The organism is Pseudomonas sp. E1MeOHC2 (assembly GCF_058745025.1).
In genome coordinates, this window is the sequence record NZ_CP196675.1 from 677,899 (window position 1) to 702,949 (window position 25,051).

General features: G+C 63.4%; 30 protein-coding genes. 4 read left to right on the plus strand and 26 right to left on the minus strand.

Features of this window, described 5'->3' with window-relative positions:
* Positions 1-897, minus strand: coding sequence for a DMT family transporter (locus ACSSU5_RS02940; protein ID WP_492560566.1), 897 nt, complete (start codon positions 895-897; stop codon positions 1-3).
* A gap of 134 nt (positions 898-1,031) precedes the next feature.
* Between ACSSU5_RS02940 and ACSSU5_RS02945 the strand changes: the two genes are divergently transcribed.
* The gene (locus tag ACSSU5_RS02945) at positions 1,032-1,469 is read left to right on the plus strand and encodes an Lrp/AsnC family transcriptional regulator (protein ID WP_264312227.1); all 438 of its coding nucleotides are present in this window, start codon (positions 1,032-1,034) and stop codon (positions 1,467-1,469) included.
* A 25-nt stretch (positions 1,470-1,494) separates the two neighbouring features.
* Here the strand turns inward: ACSSU5_RS02945 and ACSSU5_RS02950 are convergent, their stop codons facing one another.
* From ACSSU5_RS02950 to ccmA, 18 genes are all read right to left on the minus strand, one after another.
* Positions 1,495-2,688 (minus strand): D-amino acid dehydrogenase, encoded by a 1,194-nt coding sequence (locus ACSSU5_RS02950; RefSeq protein WP_492560567.1) that lies wholly within the window; start codon positions 2,686-2,688, stop codon positions 1,495-1,497.
* A 45-nt stretch (positions 2,689-2,733) separates the two neighbouring features.
* The gene (locus tag ACSSU5_RS02955; RefSeq protein ID WP_264312225.1) at positions 2,734-3,396 is read right to left on the minus strand and encodes a histidine phosphatase family protein; all 663 of its coding nucleotides are present in this window, start codon (positions 3,394-3,396) and stop codon (positions 2,734-2,736) included.
* Positions 3,397-3,556: 160 nt separating this feature from the next.
* Entirely contained in the window at positions 3,557-3,889 is a 333-nt protein-coding gene (locus ACSSU5_RS02960; RefSeq protein WP_492560568.1) for a hypothetical protein, read from the minus strand.
* Between the two features lie 310 nt (positions 3,890-4,199).
* Entirely contained in the window at positions 4,200-4,538 is a 339-nt protein-coding gene (locus ACSSU5_RS02965; protein WP_264312223.1) for an FKBP-type peptidyl-prolyl cis-trans isomerase, read from the minus strand.
* 40 nt (positions 4,539-4,578) lie between these two features.
* Positions 4,579-4,818 (minus strand): hypothetical protein, encoded by a 240-nt coding sequence (locus tag ACSSU5_RS02970; protein ID WP_264312222.1) that lies wholly within the window; start codon positions 4,816-4,818, stop codon positions 4,579-4,581.
* 7 nt (positions 4,819-4,825) lie between these two features.
* Positions 4,826-5,233: a GFA family protein gene (locus ACSSU5_RS02975; protein ID WP_264312221.1), complete on the minus strand. Its 408-nt coding sequence runs from the start codon at positions 5,231-5,233 to the stop codon at positions 4,826-4,828.
* A gap of 79 nt (positions 5,234-5,312) precedes the next feature.
* Entirely contained in the window at positions 5,313-6,104 is a 792-nt protein-coding gene (locus tag ACSSU5_RS02980; protein WP_492560569.1) for a PhzF family phenazine biosynthesis protein, read from the minus strand.
* Between the two features lie 51 nt (positions 6,105-6,155).
* Positions 6,156-7,094 (minus strand): 2-hydroxyacid dehydrogenase, encoded by a 939-nt coding sequence (locus ACSSU5_RS02985; RefSeq protein ID WP_492560570.1) that lies wholly within the window; start codon positions 7,092-7,094, stop codon positions 6,156-6,158.
* Positions 7,095-7,192: 98 nt separating this feature from the next.
* A complete protein-coding gene (locus tag ACSSU5_RS02990) occupies positions 7,193-7,612 on the minus strand; it encodes a hypothetical protein (protein ID WP_264312218.1) in 420 nt (139 codons plus the stop codon).
* Between the two features lie 12 nt (positions 7,613-7,624).
* A complete protein-coding gene (gene ccmI / locus ACSSU5_RS02995) occupies positions 7,625-8,815 on the minus strand; it encodes a c-type cytochrome biogenesis protein CcmI (protein ID WP_264312217.1) in 1,191 nt (396 codons plus the stop codon).
* Positions 8,808-9,296, minus strand: a complete 489-nt coding sequence (locus ACSSU5_RS03000; RefSeq protein ID WP_492560571.1) for a cytochrome c-type biogenesis protein — start codon at positions 9,294-9,296, stop codon at positions 8,808-8,810. Before ACSSU5_RS03000 ends, ccmI begins: the two co-directional genes overlap by 8 nt.
* A complete protein-coding gene (locus ACSSU5_RS03005) occupies positions 9,293-9,829 on the minus strand; it encodes a DsbE family thiol:disulfide interchange protein (protein ID WP_264312215.1) in 537 nt (178 codons plus the stop codon). Before ACSSU5_RS03005 ends, ACSSU5_RS03000 begins: the two co-directional genes overlap by 4 nt.
* Positions 9,826-11,799 carry a heme lyase CcmF/NrfE family subunit gene (locus tag ACSSU5_RS03010; RefSeq protein ID WP_264313884.1) on the minus strand — a complete coding sequence of 658 codons (1,974 nt, stop codon included), beginning with the start codon at positions 11,797-11,799 and terminating at the stop codon, positions 9,826-9,828. Before ACSSU5_RS03010 ends, ACSSU5_RS03005 begins: the two co-directional genes overlap by 4 nt.
* A gap of 11 nt (positions 11,800-11,810) precedes the next feature.
* The gene (gene ccmE, locus ACSSU5_RS03015) at positions 11,811-12,266 is read right to left on the minus strand and encodes a cytochrome c maturation protein CcmE (protein WP_099428657.1); all 456 of its coding nucleotides are present in this window, start codon (positions 12,264-12,266) and stop codon (positions 11,811-11,813) included.
* The gene (gene ccmD, locus ACSSU5_RS03020; protein WP_099428656.1) at positions 12,263-12,439 is read right to left on the minus strand and encodes a heme exporter protein CcmD; all 177 of its coding nucleotides are present in this window, start codon (positions 12,437-12,439) and stop codon (positions 12,263-12,265) included. Before ccmD ends, ccmE begins: the two co-directional genes overlap by 4 nt.
* A complete protein-coding gene (locus tag ACSSU5_RS03025) occupies positions 12,436-13,203 on the minus strand; it encodes a heme ABC transporter permease (RefSeq protein ID WP_264312214.1) in 768 nt (255 codons plus the stop codon). The genes ccmD and ACSSU5_RS03025 overlap by 4 nt, the downstream gene beginning before the upstream one ends.
* Positions 13,204-13,249: 46 nt before the next feature.
* A complete protein-coding gene (gene ccmB, locus ACSSU5_RS03030) occupies positions 13,250-13,927 on the minus strand; it encodes a heme exporter protein CcmB (RefSeq protein ID WP_371097214.1) in 678 nt (225 codons plus the stop codon).
* Positions 13,915-14,547, minus strand: a complete 633-nt coding sequence (gene ccmA / locus ACSSU5_RS03035) for a cytochrome c biogenesis heme-transporting ATPase CcmA (RefSeq protein ID WP_264312213.1) — start codon at positions 14,545-14,547, stop codon at positions 13,915-13,917. The genes ccmB and ccmA overlap by 13 nt, the downstream gene beginning before the upstream one ends.
* A gap of 204 nt (positions 14,548-14,751) precedes the next feature.
* Between ccmA and fliK the strand changes: the two genes are divergently transcribed.
* The 3 genes from fliK to ACSSU5_RS03050 all read left to right on the plus strand — a co-directional run bounded on the left by fliK (position 14,752) and on the right by ACSSU5_RS03050 (position 19,491).
* Entirely contained in the window at positions 14,752-16,308 is a 1,557-nt protein-coding gene (gene fliK / locus ACSSU5_RS03040; RefSeq protein ID WP_492560572.1) for a flagellar hook-length control protein FliK, read from the plus strand.
* Positions 16,305-16,643 (plus strand): EscU/YscU/HrcU family type III secretion system export apparatus switch protein, encoded by a 339-nt coding sequence (locus ACSSU5_RS03045; RefSeq protein ID WP_492560573.1) that lies wholly within the window; start codon positions 16,305-16,307, stop codon positions 16,641-16,643. Before fliK ends, ACSSU5_RS03045 begins: the two co-directional genes overlap by 4 nt.
* 82 nt (positions 16,644-16,725) lie before the next feature.
* A complete protein-coding gene (locus ACSSU5_RS03050) occupies positions 16,726-19,491 on the plus strand; it encodes a dermonecrotic toxin domain-containing protein (protein WP_492560574.1) in 2,766 nt (921 codons plus the stop codon).
* A 46-nt stretch (positions 19,492-19,537) separates the two neighbouring features.
* Here ACSSU5_RS03050 and ACSSU5_RS03055 read toward each other — a convergent pair whose 3' ends face one another.
* From ACSSU5_RS03055 to ACSSU5_RS03085, 7 genes are all read right to left on the minus strand, one after another.
* The gene (locus ACSSU5_RS03055) at positions 19,538-19,933 is read right to left on the minus strand and encodes a DUF2802 domain-containing protein (protein ID WP_264313883.1); all 396 of its coding nucleotides are present in this window, start codon (positions 19,931-19,933) and stop codon (positions 19,538-19,540) included.
* A gap of 1 nt (position 19,934) precedes the next feature.
* The gene (locus ACSSU5_RS03060) at positions 19,935-20,414 is read right to left on the minus strand and encodes a chemotaxis protein CheW (protein ID WP_213657703.1); all 480 of its coding nucleotides are present in this window, start codon (positions 20,412-20,414) and stop codon (positions 19,935-19,937) included.
* A gap of 42 nt (positions 20,415-20,456) precedes the next feature.
* On the minus strand, positions 20,457-21,332 hold the full coding sequence (locus tag ACSSU5_RS03065) for a CheW domain-containing protein (protein ID WP_492560575.1): 876 nt from the start codon (positions 21,330-21,332) through the stop codon (positions 20,457-20,459).
* On the minus strand, positions 21,332-22,120 hold the full coding sequence (locus ACSSU5_RS03070; protein ID WP_264312209.1) for a ParA family protein: 789 nt from the start codon (positions 22,118-22,120) through the stop codon (positions 21,332-21,334). Before ACSSU5_RS03070 ends, ACSSU5_RS03065 begins: the two co-directional genes overlap by 1 nt.
* 175 nt (positions 22,121-22,295) lie before the next feature.
* The gene (gene motD, locus ACSSU5_RS03075) at positions 22,296-23,141 is read right to left on the minus strand and encodes a flagellar motor protein MotD (RefSeq protein ID WP_264312208.1); all 846 of its coding nucleotides are present in this window, start codon (positions 23,139-23,141) and stop codon (positions 22,296-22,298) included.
* A gap of 2 nt (positions 23,142-23,143) precedes the next feature.
* The gene (locus ACSSU5_RS03080) at positions 23,144-23,884 is read right to left on the minus strand and encodes a flagellar motor protein (RefSeq protein ID WP_264312207.1); all 741 of its coding nucleotides are present in this window, start codon (positions 23,882-23,884) and stop codon (positions 23,144-23,146) included.
* Positions 23,884-25,005: a protein-glutamate methylesterase/protein-glutamine glutaminase gene (locus ACSSU5_RS03085; RefSeq protein ID WP_492560576.1), complete on the minus strand. Its 1,122-nt coding sequence runs from the start codon at positions 25,003-25,005 to the stop codon at positions 23,884-23,886. Before ACSSU5_RS03085 ends, ACSSU5_RS03080 begins: the two co-directional genes overlap by 1 nt.
* Between the last annotated feature and the right edge of the window lie 46 nt (positions 25,006-25,051).

Sequence of the window (25,051 nt, forward strand, 5' to 3'; positions counted from 1 at the left end):
CTACCCTTTGGCCGCGACGGGTGCCGAACGGAACCACCACCCTTGCTGCATCCCGGCCGCTGCAAGCAGAATCAGCGCCACGCCCAACCATTGCAAGGGGGCCAGCCGGTGCCCGAACGCCACCCAGTCAACCAGGATCGCGGCAATCGGGTAAACAAACGACAGCGCACCGGTCAGTGCCGTGGGCAGGCGTTGGATAGCGCTGTACAGCAAGACATACATCACACCGGTGTGAACGATGCCCAGGGTCAACAGGCTGGCCAGTGCCGACGTTTCGCCAGGCAACCCGCCCAGTGTGACCCACGGCGCCAACAACAGAACACCGGTGGTGACCTGGATCAACGCAATCAGGTGCGGCGGCGTGCCTTTCAAGCGTTTGATGATCAGCGCAGCGATTGCATACAAAAATGCCGCGCCCAGCGCCAGGGCAATGCCCAGCAGATAATCCTCGCCGCTGCCCTGCCCCGCACCGTGGGCACTGACAATAGCCAGCATGCCCAGGAAGGCAACACTCAACCAGGTGACTTTGGGCAGTGTGATCTTCTCGCCCAGAAACACTGCCGCCAGCCCCACCAGCATGAACGGCTGCACGTTGTACACCGCAGTGCCAATGGCAATCGAAGCGCGCGAGTAGGAGGCGAACAGCAAGACCCAGTTGCCAACGATGGCCACCCCGCTGGCAATCGCCAGCAGAAACGCCGTACGGCTGATCACCCCAGGCTTGAGAAAGCCCAAGGCCGCGCAGATCACCAGCAACGTGCCGGCACCGAACACGCAGCGCCAGAACACCACTTCGAGTACCGGCTGGCCCGACACCAATACAAACCAGCCGATGGTCCCGGAAATCAGCATGGCGGCGACCATTTCCAGCGAGCCACGGCGCAATGAACTGTCCATCTCACACCTCCCGTTGACGATGGCAACAGTATGCAAAGGAAGGCAGGGGGCCTTCCAGCGGATATCAAAGGCACATCGGCCAACTTGCCTTTACTATCAAGGCTAATTATTGGAATGGCCTGACGAGGTGAAACATGACCGATGCTATCGACCAACTCCTGATCAACGCGTTGATGGACGATTCACGCCGTTCGCTAAAAGCCCTGGCACAGATCAGCGGGCTGTCCGCGCCAAGCGTCAGCGAGCGTTTGCGCCGCCTTGAAGAGCGCGGCGTATTGCGTGGTTATACGGTGGATGTCGACCCACGCAGTTTTGGTTACCAGTTGCAGGCGATCGTGCGTATTCGCCCGCTGCCGGGGCAGTTGCAGGAAGTGGAGCGGCAGATCATTGCGATCCCTGAGTTTACCGAATGCGACAAGGTCACCGGCGAGGACTGTTTCATTGCCCGTCTGCATGTGCGCACGATGGAACAGCTCGACACCCTGCTCGACCGGATCAATGTACTGGCCGAGACCAACACTGCAATCATCAAGAAGAGCCCGGTGAAGCGACGCCTGCCGCCGATGGCGTGAGCGTTGCGCGAAAAGGCCGGTACAGTCAGCGCAACATCCTGGTCAAGCGCTCCCCACTGCCACAGGCCAAGGTAAAGCCTAAAGCCCCATGCCCCAGGTTCAGCCACAGGTTTCGGTAAGCCGTAGCCCCAATAATAGGCACCCCGGTAGGCGTCGCCGGGCGCATCCCCGCCCACTCCACCGCCTGCCCGTAGTCCGCCGCATTGGGCAACGTATCACGGGCCAGCCGACGCATACTGTCGAGCCGGCGCGCATCCACCGATTCGTCGTAGCCGACGATATCCACCATCGCCGCAACCCGCAGTTGGCGGCCCAGGCGCGCATAGACGATCTTGCGTTCGTAATCGGTAACGCTGACCTCCGGCGCCCGATGCTCCTGGTTGATCGGCGCCGTCAGGCTGTAGCCCTTCAGCGGATAGACCGGCAATTTCAAACCCGCTAGCGCCAACCCCGCACTGCGATGCCCTGCGCACAGCACCAGGCGCTGCACATCGACCTGCTCGCGCCCCAGCTGCAGTGCAACCACCTGATCCTGCTGCGCGAGCAAACGCGTCACCGGCCTGCCGAGCAAAAACCGGCACTGCCCCGATGCGCGTAAGCGCTCGGCCAGGCGTTCACAAAAACGATGACAGTCAGCGACTTCCTCATCAGGGGTTAGCACACCCCCCACGAACGGTGCCTCGGCCAATGCTGGCTCCAGGGCCCGGAGTTCGGCAGCATCGAGCACCCGTTGGCCGTGCTGATCGAGCAGGCGCCCGCGCCCCTGGGTGAACGCCCGCTCACTGCGATAGGCCACCAGCTTGCCGTTACGCCGCCAGGCAAAATCCGTCAGCCCATCCTCCTCACGCCAGCGCGTCAACGCGGCTTGGCTTTCCAGCGCCAACGCGAGTAGCTGTGCACCATTGCGAGCATTGACACTGCTGCGACAGGCCATCATGAACGCCAGCAACCAACGCCACTGCGCCGGGTCCACGCGCAACCGCAAACGCAGCGGCGAGTCCCCCTGCAGCATCCAGCCCAACGCCTGCCAGGGCACACCGGCATCGGCCAGTGGCGCCACATAGCGGTATGACAGCTGCCCACCATTGGCAAAACTGGTGGCAGACGCCAGGCTGTCCCGCGCCTCGATCAGCTCTACCGATAGCCCTTCACGCACCAGCGCATAGGCCGTCGCCAGGCCAATCACACCGCCCCCAATGACCGTCACCTTGTGCTTCATGCATGGCCCCTGTTTCGGCTTCCCTGCCAAGACAGTAGCAGCGGATCAGGTCGGGCAGCTATGGGCACCATCGTTGAGGCCCTGCCGCACATTACGGCTGAGCAGGCTGGCCTTGCCGTCGTGCCAGGTCAGGGTGAGTACGTACAAGGTGTCGAAATCGTCGCCGTTCCAGTCCTCGGTGATCACCCGCTCCTCACCCAGGGCCTTGCCGGCCACGGTATTGATGAGCTCTGGGAGGTAACCATGGGACCAAGCTGTGTACACCGTCGCGTTGCGGTACTTGTCGCTCAACAGCTCTTCGGCCAGCTCATCGGTGTCGTTGGCACCGTAGTCGATGTTCACCGGCAGGCCCAGGCGGATGGCACTGGGGGTGATGGTCATCAACGGGCGGATGTAGCTGTAGCTCTCGTCCTTGCTGCCTTCCTCGACATGCCGTGATGGGTTGGCGGCGAACACATAGTCGGCATTGCCAAAGCGCTCCGGCAGCAGCGTGGCCAGGTCCAGCGCACGATTGAGGCCTTGGCAGTTGAGTTGCCCCAGCCCTTCTCCAGGCTTCTCGGCGTGGCGCAGGAAGACCAGTGTCTGGGTGCCATCGACCGGCTGCGCACGGCTTTCGACAGCATCCAGCGCCAGCGGTATGGCGACGGCCGTGACCACCAGGCTTAGCAGCAAGTGGCGACGACGGCGGAGAAAGGTTGGCAACTTCATCAAGGCAGGCTCTTGTGGCAGAGAAAATCGGGTTGACCCGCCACGTTGCCCTGCGCCGCAGCCGCAAGGCGTCCTTGTAGTGAGTGCCATCCTTGGCAACGAGTGAGGGTCAGAGTGCCGTCAACCCGTTTGGTTCCTCCCTGAGCGTGATTGCCGTTCCCTAGGCAAGGCCAACATTAGAGGACGTGTGTTGCTGAATTATTTCCTGACCAAGCAAATACACGCGTAAGCAGCCAGCTAAAGAAGCATCGAGAAACCCCTGAGCAAGCTGACTGGCCTGGTTACGGTAACTCTCAAGCTGTGTGGGACTATTGCTGACATCGTGGAAAGGCGCCAGGTCTTCGTCTTTTGGTTCCCTGTCATGCTTGACCTTGAAGGCCTGAATGAATTCGATCTTCTGCCTCTTGTACAGCGAGTAGGCGATGATACCCAGCGTGTCTTGCTCATTTTCTACAAGGACCGAGTCAATAGGGTTGTAGCAGCCATCGGCCATCGGGCTGTTACTCCTTGCGCAAGCGTGAATACGCCGCTTTGAATGCTGCCTTCAATTCCGAGCGGGATTTTTGCGTACAGGTAAGGACGCCTGCCAATTCGCGCGGCAGCGAAATCTCCAGTCGGGTTCCGGATGCCACCAACAAGGCATTTGCCTCTCGCACCACTCGCGAGGAAAAATGCGATTTCATAGCCAAGCCCTCTTCACTCAAGTCATTTGGAAGAGTAGCCATCCCTGAGTGACCGCTCAATCAGACGGAGGCCGACAAGGTGTGTAATCCTTTTTTCATTTGGCGTAGGACGGGGACTACTCAATCATCCCGTGTCAGTACTTCCAAGAGCTCGATCTCAAACGTCAGGTCCGAATTCGGCGGTATCGCCCCCACACTGCGCTCGCCATACCCCAGGTGCGCCGGCACCTGCAATTTGCGCTTGCCGCCAACGCGCATGCCCATCAGGCCCTGGTCCCACCCTTTGATCACACGCCCCGTGCCGATCACGCATTGAAAGGGCTTGCCGCGTGACCACGACGAATCGAACTCGCTGCCGTCGGCCAGCCAGCCGGTGTACTGGGTGGTGATCAGGGCGCCTTTGACGGCGGCTTTACCCTCGCCTTCGACGAGGTCGATGATCTGCAGTTCGCTGCTCATGGGCATGCTCCAACGCTGAAAAATCAAAGCCGCCCTTTTCTCAGGTATGCACCGGTTTGGCAAGCGCTCGCGGCGTTCTGTGCTGGCGCATGGACCACAGCACGCCACCCATCACCAGGACGATCGCGGCCGCTTCCAGCACGCTCGGCCCGGTCTGCCGCCAAAGGAAAGCGTAGAGCAGGGCAAACAGGGTTTCGAAAACGATCAGCTGGCCACTCAGGGTCAATGGCGGGATGGCGGCCACCAGGAAAACGAAATAGACCAGGTTGCCTTTGCTCATGTCGGCATCAGCCGAACTGGTCGAAGGCCTCCTGCCCCGTCAGTTCTGTAGTCTGGTTGGCAAAGCAATACCATGCAGGCTTCTGTTCTACGAAGATCTGCAAGTCGAAGTCCCAGTCTTCATCGCCATCGAGCAGGCCCACCGGTATAGCGTAGGAATCATTTACCTTGAGACGGTAGTAGAGATGCGTTCCGCAGCGGTTGCAAAAGCCGCGCTGAGCCCACTCGGACGAATCATAGACCCCAGGGGCGCGCCCTTCGACGACCGGCGGCTGGCTGCAATGCACGACCAGCAGCGGTCCACCCGTCCACTTGCGGCACATGCTGCAATGGCAGGCGCTGATATGAGTGTTGTCGACGGTCACGTGCAGACGGGTTTCACCACAAAGGCATGTGCCTTGTTTTTTCAGGGCCATGGCAGGCTCCTCGATGTGGGCTTGGGCCGATCAGTATAGAGCGCGAACACCGGCGAAGCCGGTGCCAGCGTGACACTCGCTAATCAGATGTACACCTGCCCCGCAGATACAACGCTGCCCGCCCACTGATGATCACCCGGCCATTGCCCGGCACCTCGCACAGTAGTTGCCCCTTGCGCACCCCACCCTGCTCGCAGCTCAGGACGTTCTTGCCCAACCGCTCGGCCCACAACGGCGCCAGCGAGGTGTGCGCTGACCCCGTCACCGGGTCCTCGTTAACACCCACCCGTGGCCCGAACCACCGCGTGACAAAATCATATCCGCGCCCCGGCGCAGTCACGGCGATACCGCGCACATCAAAAGCCGACAGCGCAACGAAGTCCGGTTTCAGTGGGTCAAGCAGCGAAGCATCATCGATCACCACCACAAAGTCATCGCTGCGATACACCGCACGCGCGCTGCTCAGGCCCAGCGCCTTCAGCAGGCCAGCAGGGGCATCCACCGCTTCCGGCTGCTTGGCCGGGAAGTCCATCGCCAGCAGCCCGTCGGCACCACGGCTGACGCGCAGCTCGCCGCTGCGCGTATTGAACCGCAGCACGTGCGCCTGCTCGCCCAGTTGTTCGAACAGCACATAGGCCGACGCCAGGGTGGCATGGCCACACAGGTCGACTTCAACCGTAGGGGTGAACCAACGCAGGTCGTAAGCCTCCCCGTTGCGCACGAAGTAAGCGGTTTCGGACAGGTTGTTCTCTTCGGCGATGCGCTGCAGCACATCGTCTGGCAGCCAGCTTTGCAGCGGGATGACTGCCGCCGGGTTGCCACCGAACGGTTCGGCGGAAAACGCATCGACCTGGAAAATCTCAAGTTGCATGCACACACTCCTTGTTGACCGGGCCGCTGCCAGGCATCTGGATGAAAAAGATCAGTTTCGTACCGGGGTCAGCACCGGCTCACCGGCAAAGAACGCCTGCAGGTTGCGCAACACCAGGGTCACCGTGTCCCGCGCGGCCTCCGGCGACTGGCCTGCCACATGAGGGGTCAGCACCGTGTTGCCGAGGGCTTTCAGGGCATCGGGCACTGCGGGTTCGTCGTCGAACACGTCCAGTGCGGCGCCGGCAAGCTGCCCGTTCGACAGCGCCGCCACCAGGGCGCGGGTGTCCACTACGCTGGCACGGGCGATGTTCACCAGGTAACCCTCGGCGCCGAGGGCTTCGAGCACGGGTGCATCGACCAGATGACGGGTATGGGCGCCGCCAGGCGTGGCCACGACCAGGATGTCGACGGCATCGGCCAAGTGCAGCGGGCTGTCGTACCAGGTGTATGGCACATCCTGGCGCGGCGTGCGGCTGTGGTAGCTGATGCTCATATCGAAGCCGAGGTGGGCACGCTTGGCAATCGCCAGCCCCACCGCACCCAGGCCGAGAATGCCCAGGCGCTTGCCGCTCACCGAAGGGCTGATTACCCGGTTCCACTCGCCACGGCGGGTACTGGCGTCAGCACGAGGAATGTCGCGCAACAGCGCGAGCACCATCGCCAGGGTGTGATCGGCGACTGCCGCCGCATTGGCCCCGGCGCCGTTGGTGACGGTAATACCGCGCGCGGCGGCGGCGGCCAGGTCAACCTGCTCGTAGCCGGCACCGATCACGCAGATGATCTGCAACGCGGGCAGCGCAGCGATTTCCACGGCGGTCAGGCCTAACGGACCACGGGTAAGCACTGCATCGATTTCGCCGGCGTGACGCTGAACAGCTTCGGCGCGCAGTTGCGGCGACGGTGCGCGGATCAGCCGATAACCCGCCTGCTCCAGCAAGGGCAAGTAATCGTCGACGGTTTCCACCAACACCAGGACTGTCTTGCTCATGCCACCTCCGCGTCTGTACGAGGGGGCATTATGCGGAGTCAGCGGGCGGTACAGTCAATCGGTAATTGCGCCGAAAACTGTACTGTACCGGGGTCAACCTATTGCGCAAAGGCCCGCCCGAGGCCACCCGGCACACCGCTGCTGTCGGTGTCCTGCCACGGGCCATCCGGGCTCAGCGACCAGCTCCAGCCACCGTCATAGCGGTAGTAGGTGCGCTGGCGGTAGAAGGTGTTGGGTTTTTTCTCCAGCACATAGACGCCCAATTTCGGGTCCCAGTGGCTGGCCCCCCCTGGCGGCGGTGCAAAGCTGGCGGACGTGCGCGGCATCGGCTTGGGCGTCGCCGCAGGCTTGCTCGGCTGGGTCGAAGGCTGACCGCCCGGCAACGGCTTGACCACCGGCCCCTGGTGCGGCGGCACGCGCTCGATGGGCGGCGCGGGTTGCTCGTAAGGCTCATGCACCGTACACGCGGACAAACCCAGGGCCAGGGTGATCAGGGTCAGGCGGACGGTGCTGTGCATGGCAATGCTCTCTTACGGGTCAGGGCTGTCGATGGTCAGGTGCTGCGTGGCCTGGGTGGCAGTAGCCAGTGGCGAACCCTGGCCGATCCACTCGCCGTGGGTAGGTTGGCCGGCACGCGAGACACGGGCAACCAGTTGGACTTCAGTAAAGTCCGACAGTTTCATTTGCGGCATCATCGCATCGGCATCGGACAACTCCACCTCGATCGGCAATTGCGCCACGGTCACCCGCTTCGCCGCCAGCGGCATGGGCGGGCCGTTGCTGGCTCGGGCGAAAATGAACACCGTGTCGTCAGGTTTGACCTTGTCCTTGAGCGCCGCCGCCAGCTCCACGCGCACTTTCAGGCGTGCTGCCACCGGTGCGTCCGCTTGCCCAGGCGCATCACCCAGGCGCTCGGCAGCCCGGTCGATACCACCCTGCAAGGCCGCACGCGAGGTATCGCCTTCAGGCAGTTGCGCCAGCAGGCGCTTCCAGTAGTCGATGGCTTCCTGGTAACGCTCACCCTCGAAAGCAGCGATCCCGCGCAGCCCCAGGCTTGTCACTTCGTTCGGGTCGGCCTTGAGGGCTTCGTCGGTCAAGGCCTGCAACTGCGGGCTCCACTGCTTGTCGGCAGCGAAGTACTGCGCCTGGGCCCATTGCCCGAGCAACTCGGGCTGGCGGCCCGCCAGGGCCACGGCACGTTCAAACGTGCGCGCCGCATCGGCCGGACGCTGTTCGGCCATGTAGGCACGGCCAAGGAAGTAGAGGGCCTCGGCCGAATCCGGCTGGGCCTTGACCACACGCTCAAGGCGGGTGGTCATCTCCTCCATGGTCTTGGGCGCCTGGGCAAACTCCTGGGTCAGTTCGACCTTGTCGGCCGCGCCAAAGTGCAGGTACAGCCCCAACGCCATCAACGGCACCAGCACCGCGGCCAGCAGCGGCAAGGCCTTGCCCAGATGGCCCTGGCGCGCAGCCTCGCTGCCTTCGGTGTCGGCCAGCAGCTCGCGAGCCGCTTCGTCACGGCCCTTGGCCAGCTGCGCGTCATCGAGCACGCCGGCGGCCTGCTGCGCCGCAAGTTCCGCAACGCGCTCCTGGTACAAGGCGACGTTCAGAGCGGTGCGGTCTTCCTCTTGCTGACGGCGACGGCCACGCAGGATCGGGATCAGCAGAAAGCTGAGGGCAGCGAGCAGCAGCAGGCCCGCGCTAAGCCAAAATTCAATCATGGGTCTGTTCTTTTTCCAGCAGTTTGGCGAGACGCTCGCGTTCTTCGACGGACAGCTCATTCGCAGGTTGGGCCGCGGCATTGCGGCGTCGGCGAACGATCACCAGCAGCACCACAAAGCCACCGGCCAGCAAGATCCCCGGCCCGAACCACAGCAGCCAGGTGCGCCCGCTGAGCGCCGGCTTGTAGCGCACGAAATCGCCATAGCGGTCGACCATGAAATCGACGATCTGCTCGTTGTTCTTGCCTTCGCCCAGCATGCGGAAGATCTCACGACGCAGGTCGGCGGCAATCGGGGCGTTGGAGTCGGCGATGTCCTGATTCTGGCACTTCGGGCAGCGCAGTTCCTTGGTCAGTTGCTGATAGCGCTCACGTTCGGCGTCATCGCGGAACTGGTAGGTATCGATGGCCGCCCTGGCCACGCCCGCCACGCCCAGGCCAAGGGCCAACCCCAGTACGGCAGCTGCAAGCCCCCGCTTCATGGCTTGGCCTCATCGACCAAGCCCTGGTACAGCGGCGCCAGCTGTTCGCGCCAGACGCTGGCATCGACGATGCCCACGTGCTTGTAGCGGATGATGCCCTTGGCGTCGATCAGGAAGGTTTCCGGCGCGCCATACACGCCCAGGTCCAGGCCCAGGGTGCCCTGCTCGTCGCGGATGTCCAGCTGGTAAGGGTTGTGGAAATCGGCCAGCCACTTCAATGCTGCGCCATTGTCGTCCTTGTAGTTGACCCCGTGGATCACCACGCCCTGCTCGGCCAGCTGGTTCAGGTAGGGGTGCTCGACCTTGCACGACGGGCACCAGGTCCCCCACACATTGACCAGCGCTGGGCGGCCCAGCAGGTCGGCCTGGGTCAGCTTGCGATCGCCCTGCACCGAGGCCAGGGAAAACGCCGGGAATGGCTTGCCGATCATTGCCGAAGGCAGCTCGTCGGGCTTGAGGAACAGCCCTTTGTAGAGGAAAACCGCCACCAGCAGAAACACCGCCAGTGGCACCACCATGATCCAACGCTTCATGCAGCTGCTCCAGACACGCCCAGGACATCACGCACCCGGGTCTTGACCTTGACGCGGTAACGCCGGTCGAGGGCCGCCAGCAACCCGCCCAGGCCGGTCAGCAGACCGCCCAGCCAGATCCAGCGGACGTAAGGCTTGATATGCACGCGCACGGCCCAGGCGCCGTTTTCCAGCGGCTCGCCGAGGGCGACGTACAGGTCGCGGGTGAAGCCTGCGTCGATGCCGGCTTCGGTCATCATCGACTGCTGCACGGTGTACAGGCGCTTCTCGGGGTGCAGCGTGCTCACTTCGCGACCATCACGGGACACCACCACGGTGCCCTTGTCGGAAATGAAGTTCGGCCCCTCGAAGTGCTTGGCACCCTGGAACAGGAAGTGATACCCACCCAGCTCGACGCTTTCACCTGGCGCCATGCGCAGGTCGCGTTCGGCGCTGTTGTTGCTCGACAGCACCACGCCCAGCGCGCACAGCGCCAGGCCCAGGTGCGCCAGCTGCATGCCCCAGTAGCTACGGGTGAGGCCGCGCATGCCTTTGGCCAGGCCCTTGTGGCGGGTCTTCTCGAGTACATCGCGCAGCCCGCTGAGCACCACCCAGGCCGCCAGGGCAAAGGCCGTCAGCGTGGGCCAGTCGAAGTCGTCGACGATAAAGCCGGCGAGCGGGGCAAGCACTGCGCTGCCGATCAGTACCGGCGTCATCATGCTCGCCAGCCACTTGCCGGGGGTGTCTTTCCAGCGCACCACCACGCCCACCCCGAGCACCACCATCAACAGTGCCATCAACGGCAGGAACAACGCATCGAAGTACGGCGGGCCAACCGACAGCTTGGCCCCGGTCAAGGCATCGAGCACCAGTGGGTACAGCGTACCCAGCAGGATCATCGACGCTGCCACCACCAGCACCAGGTTGTTGGCCAGCAGCAGCGTCTCGCGCGACCACAAGGCAAAACCGACCTGGCTCTTGACCACCGGCGCGCGCAGGGCGAACAGGGTCAGCGAACCACCCACCACGAACAGCAGGAAGATCAGGATGAACACGCCGCGCGAAGGGTCGGCGGCGAACGCATGCACCGACGTCAGCACCCCGGAACGTACCAGGAAGGTGCCCAGCAGGCTCAGCGAGAAGGCCGCGATCGCCAGCAGCACGGTCCAGCTCTTGAATACCCCGCGCTTCTCGGTCACCGCCAGTGAGTGGATCAATGCCGTGCCCACCAGCCAAGGCATGAACGAGGCGTTTTCCACCGGGTCCCAGAACCACCAGCCGCCCCAGCCCAGCTCGTAGTAAGCCCACCACGAGCCCAAGGTGATACCCACCCCCAGGAAAGCCCAGGCAACGATGGTCCACGGCCGCGACCAGCGTGCCCAGGCCGCGTCCAGGCGCCCGCCCAGCAGCGCGGCGATGGCGAAGGCAAAGGCCACCGAGAAGCCCACGTAGCCCATGTACAGCATCGGCGGGTGGACGATCAGGCCGATGTCCTGCAGCAACGGGTTGAGGTCACGACCGTCAGTCGGCACTTGCGGCAGCAAGCGCTGGAACGGGTTGGAGGTGATGATCAAAAAGCTTAAGAAGCCCACGCTGATCATGCCCATCACCGCCAGCACACGGGCCAGCATCACTTGCGGCAGCTGGCGCGAGAACACCGACACGGCGAAGGTCCAGCCCCCCAGGATCCACGCCCAGAGCAGCAACGAGCCCTCGTGCGCGCCCCACACGGCACTGAACTTGAAGTACCAGGGCAAGGCGCTGTTGGAGTTGCTGGCCACGTAAGCGACCGAGAAGTTGTCGGTCATGAAGGCATGGGTGAGGCAGGCGAAGGCAAAGCTGAGGAAGGCAAATTGCCCCCAGGCCGCCGGCCGCGCCAGGCTCATCCACAGGCTATCGCCGCGCCAGGCACCGAGCAGCGGCACGCTGGCCTGCACGGCGGCAAAACAGATGGCCAGGATCATCGCCAACTGGCCAAGTTCGGGTATCACCAGTGCCGCGTTCATGGTTTCGCCTCCGCGCCTGCGGCGGCTTGGCCGCTTTCCTTCAGGGCCTTGGTCACCTCGGGCGGCATGTATTTCTCGTCGTGCTTGGCCAGTACTTCATCGGCCACCACCACGCCTTCGGCATTGAGCTTGCCGAGGGCGACGATACCCTGCCCTTCGCGGAACAGGTCGGGGAGGATCCCACGGTAGGTGATCGGCACCGACTTGTTGAAGTCCGTGACCACGAAGCGCACGTCGAGCGAGTCGGCCGAACGCTGCACCGAGCCTTTTTCGACCATGCCACCGGCACGGATACGGGTATCCTGTGGCGCCTCGCCATTGGCGATCTGGGTCGGCGTGTAGAACAGGTTGATGTTCTGCTGCAAGGCGCTCAGGGCAAAGCCGACGGCAATCCCGACACCGACCAGCAGGCCGACGATGAGCAACAGGCGTTTCTTGCGCTGCGGATTCACTGGTTGTTCTCCCGGCGCAATCGGCGCGCCTCTTCTTGCAGGTAGCGACGGCGGGCCAGCAGCGGCGCGGCGACGTTGAGCGCCAGCACCGCCAGGCAGATGCCATAGGCCGTCCACACGTACAGGCCATGGTGGCCCATGGCGAGAAAATCGCCGAACGAGGCAAAACTCATTGTGCGGCCCTCCGCCCCAGGCTGTTCAACACTTCCTCCTTGACCCAACTGGCGCGTGCCTCGCGCTTGAGCACCTCAAGGCGCATGCGCAGCAATAGCACGGCGCCGAAGAAGCAGTAGAAGCCCAGTGCCGTGCACAGCAATGGCAGCCACATCTCGGCGGGCATGGCCGGCTTTTCGGTAAGGGTGAAGGTGGCGCCCTGGTGCAGGGTGTTCCACCACTCCACCGAGTACTTGATGATCGGGATGTTGATCACACCGACAATCGCCAGCACCGCACAGGCCTTGGCCGCGCTGTCACGATTACTGATTGCCTGGCCCAAAGCAATAATGCCGAAGTACAGGAACAACAGGATCAACATCGACGTAAGGCGCGCATCCCACACCCACCAGCTGCCCCAGGTCGGCTTGCCCCAGATGGCGCCAGTGACCAGCGCCACGGCGGTCATCCAGGCGCCGATCGGCGCTGCGCACTGCAGGGCGACGTCGGCCAGTTTCATTTTCCACACCAGCCCCACCACCCCGGCCACCGCCAGCAGTACATAGCAGGACTGCGCCAGCATCGCCGCCGGCACATGAATGTAAATGATGCGGAAACTGTTGCCCTGCTGGTAATCCTGGGGCGCAAAGGCCAGGCCCCAGGTGACGCCCACCAGCAGCAGCACGATGGCAGAGACGGCCAGCCACGGCAGCATGCGGCCGCTGATGGCATAGAACCATTTGGGAGAACCGAGTTTGTGGAACCACGTCCAACTCATTTTCATCAGGGTACATCCAGGGTATTTGCCAGGCTTGAGAGCCCAGGACTCGTTATTCGCCGACGCTGATCTTCAGGCCGGCCGCTATCGCAAAGGGTGCCAGTGTCACCGCCAGGGCCGTGAGGCTGGCGAGCCAGAGCAGATGGCCGGTGGCTGGCATATTCTGCAACGCCGCCTGCAACGCACCACTGCCCAGGATCAATACAGGGATATACAACGGCAGAATCAGCAATGCCAGCAGCAGACCACCGCGTTTGAGACCGACCGTCAGCGCCGCCCCCACCGCGCCCAACAGGCTCAGTACCGGCGTGCCCAGCAGCAGCGAGGCGAGCAGCACCGGCAGGCAATGGCTAGGCAGCCCCAGCATCAACGCCAGCAGTGGGGCCAACAATACCAGCGCCAGCCCGGAAAAGATCCAGTGTGCCAGCACCTTGGCCAGCACCAGTAGCGCCAGCGGATGGGGCGACAGTACCCACTGCTCAAGCGAGCCGTCCTCGAAATCGCTGCGGAACAGGCCATCGAGCGACAGCAGTACGGCAAGCAAGGCCGCCACCCACACCAGCCCCGGCGACAAGGTTTGCAACAATTGGCTTTCAGGGCCTACCGCCAAGGGGAACAGGGCAACGACGATGGCGAAGAACACCAGCGGGTTAGCCAGCTCGGCCGGGCGGCGGAACAACAGCCGCGCTTCGCGGCGCAGCAACAGGATGAATACGCTCATGCCGCCCATTGCCCCAGGTTCAGTTCTCGGTAGCCCGAAGGTTTGCGTTCGAGGCTGTGGTGGGTGGTCAGCACCACCGTGCCACCCTGCTCGCAATGCGCCGCCAGGTGCGCTTCGAGCTGCGCCACGCCTTGCTTGTCGAGGGCGGTGAACGGCTCGTCGAGAATCCACAAGGGCGGGCTGGCAAGGTACAACCGGGCCAGGGCCACACGGCGCTGCTGGCCGGCGGACAAGGTATGGCAAGGCACGTCTTCGAAACCGCGCAGGCCGACCGCCGCAAGCGCCGCCCAGATGGCCTCGGCGCTGGTTGGTTGGTGCAAGGCACAGAGCCAGGTGAGGTTTTCTTCGGCGGTGAGCAGGTCCTTGATCCCCGCCGCATGGCCAATCCACAGCAGGATGCTGGCCAGGGCATGGCGCTGTTCGGCCAACGGCTTGCCACCGAGCAGAACCTGCCCGGCAGTCGGCTGCATCAGCCCGGCCAGCAGGCGCAGCAGGCTGGTCTTGCCGCTGCCGTTGGGGCCGCTGATTTGCAGCATGTCGCCGGGCCGCAGCTCGAAATCGAGGTGTTCGAACAGCAGGCGCCAGTCGCGCTCGCAGGCCAGGCCCGCGGCTTGGAGGTGAAGGGTCACGGTTTCGCCTTATCTCAATAGGGTTCAAGGCCTGCGCGCACCTGTGGGAGCGGGCTTGCCCGCGAAGCAGGCGACGCCGAACTTCAACCCAGTGTCTCAAGTCGCCCCCCTCGCTGCCGTTACAGTGGCAGTGGCGGACGGGCGGCATTATTACATGCACGGCCTCGCTGCCAAGAGGGCGGGTTCGACAGGTTGTATACAATCATGACTGAAATCAATAGTCTCGGCGCACAAACCGCGATCAGCGCCCAGGCCATCAAGGCGGGCATGACCGGCGAACTGCTGCGCCTCACGCAAGCGCAACCCGGCTTGCTGGCACCGGGCGAAACGGCGCAGGCCGAGGTGTTGTCGATGCGTCAGCTGGGCCGGGAGTTCCAGTTCGTGCTGCGGCTGATCCTGGCCAACGGCGCCCAGACTCAATTGCAGGCCAGCGCCAGTCAGCCCTTGCCCCAGGGCAGCCAGGTCACCGTCAGCCAGACCGAAGGCAATCGCCTGGCGATCATGTTGCAGCAGGCCAGCGCCAGTAACCTCGCCACCCTCACCCGCCTGGACACGGCCAAGGTCCCGGTCGGCACCCTGCTGCAAGGCAAGGTCCTGACCAACCAGCCCATCCCTCAAGCGCCCGGCCAATCCGCCGGTTACCGTTCGCTGGTGAGCCTGCTCAACAGTGCCCAGGCCGGCGCCACCCTTACCATCGACAGCCCACGCCCACTGCCGGTGGGCAGCCTGCTCAGCGCGCGGGTGCAAGGCGACCAATCGCTGCAGTTCGTGCCGCTCAGCGGCCGGCAAGACCAGCTCAGCATCGCCCAGCAACTGCTCACCCAGCAAAACCGTCAGGCCTCGTTGCCTGGCCTGCTCAGCGCCCTGCAACAGGTCGCCCGCGACCCCGGCGCCGACAGCGACCTGCGCGCTACCGCCGAGCGATTGCTCGCCGGCCTGCCGGACGCGCGTCAACTCGGCGATACCAAGGCCCTCGCCCAGGCCCTGAACAACAGCGGCACCTTCCTTGAGGCGAAGTTGCTGGGCGGCCTCCCCGCAAGCGTGGCTACGGACCTCAAGGCCCATCTACTCAGGTTGATCACCCAGGCCTCGGTCACCATGCCCGGCGCACCAGGGTTGGCGCCAAGCACCTTGGCCCTGGCCCTTCCAGCCCTGGCTCGCGGCGCCCTGGGCATGCTCGACCGGGTCAGCCCGAAACCTCAGCCAGGGGCGTTTCCGCTGCCTTCACGGCTGCTCAAGGCCATGGAAGACGAAGGCGACCTGCAACACCTGCTGCGCCTGGCCGCTGCGGCCATTTCGCGCCTGCAAAGCCATGCCATGAGCAGCCTGCAGCAGACCGGCAACCTTGAAAACGGCAACCTGCAGACCACCTGGCAAACTGAAGTACCCATCCGCCATGGCCAGGAGTTCATCCCGCTGCAGGTCAAGCTGCAGCGCGAAGAGACGCCGCAACAGCAGGCCGATCGCCAGCACGAAGCGCAAGACCCGCTGCAAGCCCTGTGGCGTATCGAGCTGGCCTTCGACCTAGCGCCGCTTGGCCCACTGCAAGTCCAGGCACAATTGAGCCAAGGCCGCTTGAGTGGCCAGCTATGGGCAGAACGCGAACAAACCGCACGGCTGATCGACAGCCAGCTCGGCACCCTGCGCGAGCGCCTGCTGGCTCGCGGCCTGGACGTCGGCGACCTGCAATGCCACCCCGGCATACCTCCCCAAGGGCCACGCACGCGGGTCGAACAACGCTGGGTGGACGAAAACGCATGAGTGCCAAGACACCCCGCCAGGCCATTGCCCTAAGCTACGACGGCCAACAGGCCCCCACCCTCAGCGCCAAGGGCGACGATGCCTTGGCCGAAGCGATTCTCGCCCTGGCCCGCCAACACGAAGTGCCGATCTACGAAAACGCCGAGCTGGTGCGCCTGCTGGCACGCCTGGAACTGGGCGAACAGATCCCCGAAGCGCTGTACCTGACCATTGCCGAGATCATTGCCTTCGCCTGGCAACTGCGCGGCAAGGTGCCGCCAGGCTTCGACGACACGCCCAAAGGCGAGCGAGACGTGACCGAGCGCTTACCGCACCTGCCCGGCCAGGCGGGCTGAAGCGCCCAGCAAGCATTATGTACCGTCGCACGCCGGGCCCGTCGGTCGATCCTGTGGTTTTCCCCGCACCACGGAGACCCACATGCCCACCCCCCACATCAACGCAGAGGGCGTGCAGTACGTACGCGACCATCTCGCCACCCTCCCCCGGCCCGATCGCGACGCCAAGCGCGCCATCAAGGGCTGGCTTGCGACACAAGGCGTAAACCTGGACCCCGACCAGATCGATGTCGTCACACTGCACCTGCATCCGCACGACATCGACGGTTACCAGGCTGTCGTAATGCAGCGCGTCAGCCTGACACAAGCAGTACTGATGAACTGGCAAGGTGAGTCCAACAACGACTTTTTCGGTGCGCTGTTCAAGGCCCCCTGGGCCGGCACCCTACCCGAGGATGGCCCGATCACCCTCGTCGCCCAACTCCCCCCGCAGCCGATATACGACAACGGCGCGTGCTATGAGGTCTTCAATGGCCTGTTCCGGCGCACCGAACCGGCCCTTTACGACCAATCGACTCTGCTAAACATCCGTGCTGATGAACTGCAGCGCCACATCGAGGCATTGGATTTCCACACCGCTTACAAGACCTCGCTCGACACTTACTGGCACCAGCACCTGGCAAGCTATCGCCTTTGCTGCAAGCTGAACTTCATTGCTGCCTGCAACCAACAGGTCAGCGCAGGCAGGCTCAGCGACGCCGCACGCAAACTCGCCTGGCGCGCCGCCGCGCTGATCCCCCGGGGCAAGGGCTTGCGCCTGAGTACCTTGAGCATCTATGGCTACGCCGCCACCGACTTGCTCTACATCCACGACGTCAACTCACAACTCACGCTGCTCTATGCGCCCGGCAATAGCTCACCACTGCTGGAGTTCGCCAATGAAAACCTGCTGAAGGACTGGGTTGGCCAGCAATGCAAGGACGCCGCCAAACGCCAGGCGCTCAAACAGCACTTCAGGTTGGCCGATGGCCCCCAGGGTATCGATTTCAGCGGCCTGGACACTGCTCTGGAAGGGTTGGGCGTTTATCCACGCAACCACAGGCTGCCGCCAGAGCATGGTTTCTTCAATGACGATGGCGCTTGGCCGCCCCGCACCTACGTCAACTACCGGCCGGGCAAGTACAACCCGAGAATCACCGGCGACCTGTTTCAGGCCATGGCCGAGCGCCAGCGCCAACGTTGCTATGACGATGCCGACTTCCTCATCACCAGCAACAGCGAAGTAACCAAGCGCAAGTGGCGCAGCTACCTCAACACCACGCTCAACCTGGTCGCGCCCCTCACCTTTGTAGTACCTGGGCTTGCCCCCTTGCTGGCCCTCGGCGGCATTGTGCAACTGGGCCTGGGCCTGGGCCTGGATCAGGCAATCAATGGCAAGACCTTGCAAGACAAGCGCGAGGGCATCGGCAACATCGCCTATGGGCTGTTGAATGCCACACCACTGGCTATTGAAGCCGTGGTCAAGGGTGATGCCCTGTTCCACTTCCAGCAAGACGGCTTCGTTGTGCCGCGCCGCATCAACGATCAGTGGGGGTACCCGCTAAGCCCTGTCAGCCCACCGCACTTGCCGGAAATGGATATCGCGCCCTTCTTTAACCGCCCTGCCCGCATCGCCCCGCTGGAGGAGGCCAACCCCGCAGTCGCTTATTCAGTCAGGCGCTACCCCCGGTACGATGGCGATGTCGATCGGCTGACCGGCTACTACGAACCCGTACCTGACTATGCAGAACATCTTGATCTGGTCTATGACATGCAGTCCGACCTGTTCATGACCGAACACGGCACGAACGAGGTCAACCCGACGTTCTACGAAGCCGAGCCTGAAACGGGCAACATGCGCATCGTCGACCCCGCAGGCAGGCCGGTCACTAATCAGATGCGCATGGCATCCCTGCGTGCCCTGGGCATTGATCTACCGCTTCCCGTGCACATGCCCAGCCCGGTTGCAATCGGCGCACACCCCATTCCCAAGCTCATCTCCTCGCTATGGGTCGGGGACAAAGCGCTGGCCCCAGAACTGATAGACACGCTAGCGGCCAATGCAGGAAGGTTGCGCAACAGCCCGTACCAGTACCGGCTGTACCTGTCCAAGGCAAACCCTCAGGCCTTTGCGCACAATCTCGGCGAGCTGAGTGCAAAAGCGCCCGGCTTGCAGGTTCTGACGCTGGAAGAGCAGCCTTTCTTCACAGCCTTCGCCCAGAGCGAGTACTTCGCCCAGTACCAGGCGGCCATCGATGGCAATGGCGGCGTGGCTACCAACTTCTCCTCCGCATCAGACGTCTTGCGTTACCCGATGCTGCACAGTGAAGGTGGGCTCTATATGGACGTCGACGACCACTTGCTGGCACAAACGGCGGCCGATGGCACACCGCACGCGGGCGCTGCGATCGATACCGTCGAACTGGCAACCAGCGATGACGGGCTGTTGCTGCACCCACCGATGCAGAACGAGAAACTCGGCATGAACTCCCTGTACAACACCAGCATGATCGGCAGCCACGCTGGCAACCCGACACTGATCGCTATTTCAGAAGAGATGCGTGCCCGTTACCTGGTCGATTCGGGCTTCTACCAGTACCGCCCCACGCTGGCCAACGATCCGCAAGGCTTCTACAACTACGCCAACCGTTTGAGCCAACTGAGCGGCCCGGCGATGCTGGACGCCGTGATAAAGCGACTACAGCCGGATCTCTATCGCCTGCGCCAGATTTACAACCTGTACATGATGCCGCGCATCAACAGCTTCATGTATGTCCAGATGGAGACCTTCACTGCCGTGCAGCGTGAGCGCATGCCTCTCAGCCGCCTGGCCAAGGTGGGTGGGATGCATTCATGGGCCAATACCTGAAGCTCGCACCAGGCACAAAAAAGGCGACCTCAGGGTCGCCTTCTTCTTACTCCGTGCGGTGCAGCTTACTCATCAACTCCGCCTCGGCCTGGGTCAGGCCACAGGTTTCGGTCAGCTCGGACACACTCGCGCCCATGCCGACCAGCTTGGCCGCCTGGCTGAAGGTGACGCTGCTGGGGTCGCGCTGCTCCAGCCGCTCCAGCCGGTCAGGCAAGGTGGCCAAGGTTTCGCCCAGCTCATGAATGGCTTCACCCATGCGCACGGTACCGTTCTGGTAGTCGTCCAGGCGCTTGGCCAGGTCCTTGATGCGCTGATCACGCAGGGCGTCGCCCTCGGCCTGTTGCGCGGCCAGCTCGCGCTGGCGCTTGGCATGGTTGAGGAACATCCACAAGCCCAGCGCCCAGAGCAACGCCAGGAAGATGACAGCAACCTCAAGGATCAACTCAGATGTTCTCAAGCTCGGACCACTCTTCCTCGGTCATCATCTTGTCCAGCTCGACCAGGATCAGCAGTTCGCCGTTCTTGTTGCAAACGCCCTGGATGAACTTGGCCGACTCTTCGTTACCCACATTCGGCGCCGTCTCGATCTCGGACTGACGCAGGTAGACCACCTCGGCCACGCTGTCGACCAGGATGCCGACCACTTGCTTGTCCGCCTCGATGATGACGATACGGGTGTTGTCGGTCACCTCGGTCGACATCAGGCCAAAACGCTGGCGAGTGTCGATGACCGTCACCACGTTGCCGCGCAGGTTGATGATGCCCAGCACGTAGCTCGGCGCGCCCGGCACCGGGGCGATCTCGGTGTAGCGCAGCACTTCCTGCACCTGCATGACATTGATCCCGTAGGACTCGTTGTCCAGACGGAAGGTTACCCACTGCAGGATCGGATCTTCGGAACCTTGTGCAGACGACTTTTTCATTCCCCTACCCCTCAAAATCCGCCATAGGCGGTGTGTTCGGTGTCATTTGTGTTTGGCGTGCATCTGCTTGACCGCGCCACTGGCGATCAGCTCGGCCAGTTCGGCGACGTCGAGCAGGGCACACATGTGTTCGATCACCGTGCCGGCCAGCCACGGACGCTGACCACGCTGGCTGCGCCACTTGATCTCGGACGGGTCCAGGCGCAAGGAGCGGCTGACCTGGTGCACGGCCAACCCCCATTCATAGCCCTGGACGGAAATCACATACTGCAGGCCCTGACGAAAATCCTCGCGGTAGCGGTCGGGCATGACCCAGCGCGCGGTGTCGAGGACCTTCAGGTTGCCGGCCTGGCACGTCAGGATGCCGAGAAACCAGTCCGGTTGGCCAAACAGCGGCGTCAGCTCCTGGCCGGCCAGGTTGTAGATCGAGCCCAGGCACACCAGGGGCACGGCCAGGGTCAAGCCGGCGACGTCGAACAGCAGGCACTCGAAGGGTTCCGCCGCCCAGGCTGGGCGGCCATCGACGCTCGCCGGGGGTACCGGCAGGTTCGGCGCGGGCAGGTGCACATCCACCAGCGGCACCGCCGGTTCCACTGCGTGCTCTTCGATCAGGACCGGGATGCTGGCCTCGGCCAGCACTTGGCTCTCGGCCACCGCAACCACCGGTTCTTCCACCGGCAACACGCTGGGCAATACCTGCAGGCGTGGCTCGGCGAAGGGTCGCGGCGCGGCGCTGGCGGCCTGGGCAGGCTGGCGCGCATCAGGCGCTTGTTCCTCACGCACCGCGTCGGCGAATGCTTGCGGCGCTGCCGGCTGCTCGATCAGGTCGTCGGCCTCGGTGGCCTCCTGCAACAACCCATCGAGGTAAGACTGCAGCGCCATCTGCGGCCGCGTGCTGGTTTGCCGGGTCTGGGTCATCAGGCTACCTGCACTGCGGTTTTGTAAGTGAGCAAGTGCTTGAGCAACGCCCGGTAGGCAATCAACCCACGGCTTTTGCCATCGAACTGCGAAGGCGTGACGCCCTTGCGGCTGGCGTCGCGCAAGCGGGTGTCTACCGGGATGTAGCCCTGCCAGACATGCTGCTCGTAGGTGTCGCGCAACAATTTGAGCGTGCCCAGTGAAGCCTGGGTACGGCGGTCGAACAGGGTCGGCACAATCTGGTAAGGCAACGCCTGTTTACGCGAACGGTTGACCATGGCCAGGGTACCGACCATGCGCTCCAGGCCCTTGACCGCCAGGAACTCGGTCTGCACCGGTATCACCAGTTGCTGGCTCGCGGCCAGGGCATTGACCATCAGCACGCCGAGCAAGGGCGGGCTGTCGATCAAGGCAAAGTCGAAATCCTGCCACAGCTGCGCCAAGCTCTTGGCGATCACCAAGCCCAGGCCGTTTTTCCCCGGTGACTGGCGCTCCAGCACCGCCAGCGCAGTGCTCGAAGGCAACAGCGAGATACGCTCATCGCTGGTAGGCAGCAGCAGTTGCCCAGGTAAACCTTCGGGCACGCTGCCCTGGTGCAGAAACAGGTCATAACAGCTGTGCTCCAGCGCATCGGGGTTATGCCCGAAATAACTGGTCATCGAACCGTGCGGGTCGAGGTCGACGACGACCACGCGCTTGCCCGCCTCAGCCAGCAGGCCAGCCAGGGCGATGGTCGTGGTGGTCTTGCCGACGCCACCTTTTTGATTGGCTACTGCCCAGACTCTCATAGGACAACTCTTGACTCATAAATTTAGCGCCCACCCTTGTGGGAGCGGGCTTGTCCCGCGAACACGGGCGTAGCCCGTGCCATCCACCACGTCGCCGGCTTCGCAGGGCAAGCCCGCTCCCACAGGGACCGCGCTCAGCAAGCACGACAACACGCAGTGACGGAGAATTGACGAGTTAGTGACTCGCTGTTGCCGGTGCACTTTGTGTGCCAGCCCGGCGCAATGCCGCATCCGGCGTGGCATTGGCGCTGCCGGAGCCGGTCAGGCTGCGGCGCACTTCGAGGTTGCGCGAAATCACCAGTACCACGCGACGATTGCGGGCACGCCCCTCGGCGCTGTCATTGCTGGCGACTGGCTGATACTCGCCATAGCCCACCGACGCCATGCGCGCAGGGTTCACCCCTTCCATGGCCAGCAGGCGGACGATGCTCGCCGCCCGTGCCGACGACAGCTCCCAGTTGGTCGGGTACTGCGCGGTACGAATCGGCAGGTTGTCGGTAAAGCCTTCGACATGCACCGGGTTGGCGAACGGCTTGAGGATGTTCGCCACCTTTTCGATGATGTCGAAGGCCTTGTCACTGGGCATGGCATCACCGCTGCCGAACAGCAGCGAGGAGTTAAGCTCGATCTCTATCCACAGCTCATTGCCGCGCACGGTCATCTGGTCGGTCTTGATCAGGTCGCCAAAGGCGTCGCGCACGTCATCACTGATGGTCTTCAGCGGGTCGACGTTGGTCTGCGCCAGGCCCGCTTCGGTCTGCTCGCTGTCCCTGACCAGCGGCTCGGCCGGGCGCACGCTCAGCGGTTGCTCATCACCGATGGGGATCGGCTTCATGCTCCGCTCGGGGTCATTGAACACCCCGAGCAAAGCCTGCGAGATGACCTTGTACTTGCCCTCGTTGATCGAGGAAATCGAGTACATGACCACGAAAAACGCGAACAGCAAGGTGATGAAGTCGGCGTACGACACCAGCCAGCGCTCGTGATTCTCGTGTTCCTCGGTATGACGACGGCGACGCATGGTTACTCCATGAAGCCTTGCAGCTTCAGTTCGATCGAGCGCGGGTTTTCACCCTCGGCAATCGACAACAGGCCTTCGAGCAGCATTTCGCGGTAGCGCGACTGGCGCATGACGATTGCCTTGAGCTTGTTGGCGATCGGCAACAGGATCAGGTTGGCGCTGGCCACGCCGTAGATGGTGGCGACGAACGCCACGGCGATGCCGTTACCCAGTTGCGAGGGGTCGGCCAGGTTGCCCATCACATGGATCAGGCCCATGACCGCACCGATGATGCCGATGGTCGGCGCGTAGCCGCCCATGCTCTCGAACACCTTGGCGGCCTGGATATCACGGCCCTCCTGGGTCAGGAAGTCGACTTCAAGAATGCTGCGAATGGCTTCTGGCTCGGCACCGTCGACCAGTAGCTGCAGGCCCTTGCGCGCATACGGGTCGGGCTCGGCTTCAGCGACCCCTTCCAGGCCAAGCAGGCCTTCCTTGCGCGCCGTCAGGCTCCAGTTGACCACCCGGTCGATACCGCCCGCCAGGTCGACGCGGGGCGGAAAGAGGATCCAGCGCAGAATCTGCAAGGCACGCTTGAAGGCCGGCAGCGGCGACTGCAACAGCGCCGCCGCCAGGGTGCCGCCGAGCACGATCAAGCCCGCCGGGCCATTGAGCAGCGCACCGACATGCCCGCCTTCGAGGAAGTTGCCGCCGACAATCGCGACGAACGCCAGGATCAGGCCGATCAGGCTTAGCACGTCCATCAGACGCAGGCCTCGACCAGGTGCTTGCCGATCTCGTCCAGGCTGTACACCGCATCGGCCAGGTTGGCTTTGACGATGGCCATGGGCATGCCATAGATCACGCAGCTGGCTTCATCCTGGGCCCACACGGTACTGCCGCCCTGTTTGAGCAGGCGCGCACCTTCACGGCCGTCGGCGCCCATGCCGGTGAGTACCACCGAGAGCACCTTGTCGCCGTACGACTTGGCTGCCGAGCCGAAGGTGATGTCCACGCACGGTTTGTAGTTCAGGCGCTCGTCACCCGGCAGGATCTTCACCGTGCCACGGCCGTCGATCATCATCTGCTTGCCACCCGGGGCCAGCAGCGCCAGGCCTGGGCGCAACAGGTCACCGTCCTCGGCTTCCTTCACGTTGATCTTGCACAGTTTGTCCAGGCGTTCGGCAAACGCCTTGGTGAAGGCCGCAGGCATGTGCTGGATCAACACGATCGGCGCCGGGAAGTTGGCAGGCAGTTGCGTCAGTACCCGCTGCAGTGCCACCGGGCCGCCAGTGGAGGTACCGATGGCCACCAGCTTGTAAGGCTTGCGTTTGGGCGCCGGGGCATGTGCCGCGGGTGCTGGCGCCGCACGTACCGGCGCCACCGTGCGCGCCGGTGCGGGGCTTGCAAAGCTGCTGGTCGGTGCAGGGCTGCTGGCAGCGGCCGGCACGGCGGCGGGCGCTGGGTTGTAGCTGCCGAAACGACGGTTACTGCGCGACAGGGTATGCACCTTCTCACACAGCATCTGCTTGACCTTCTCGGGGTTGCGCGAGATGTCCTCGAAGTTCTTCGGCAGGTAATCCACCGCACCGGCATCCAGCGCGTCCAGGGTTACCCGGGCGCCTTCATGGGTCAGCGAAGAGAACATCAACACCGGGGTCGGGCAGCGCTGCATGATGTGCCGCACCGCCGTGATGCCGTCCATCATGGGCATCTCGTAGTCCATGGTGATGACATCGGGCTTGAGCGCCAGCGCCTGGTCGATTGCTTCCTTGCCATTGGTCGCGGTACCCACTACCTGGATCGTCGGGTCCGCCGAGAGGATTTCCGAGACACGGCGGCGGAAGAAACCGGAATCATCCACCACCAGGACCTTGACTGCCATAAACACTCCATTAGGCGGCGCAACCCGCCAGGGTGCGCCACCGAAA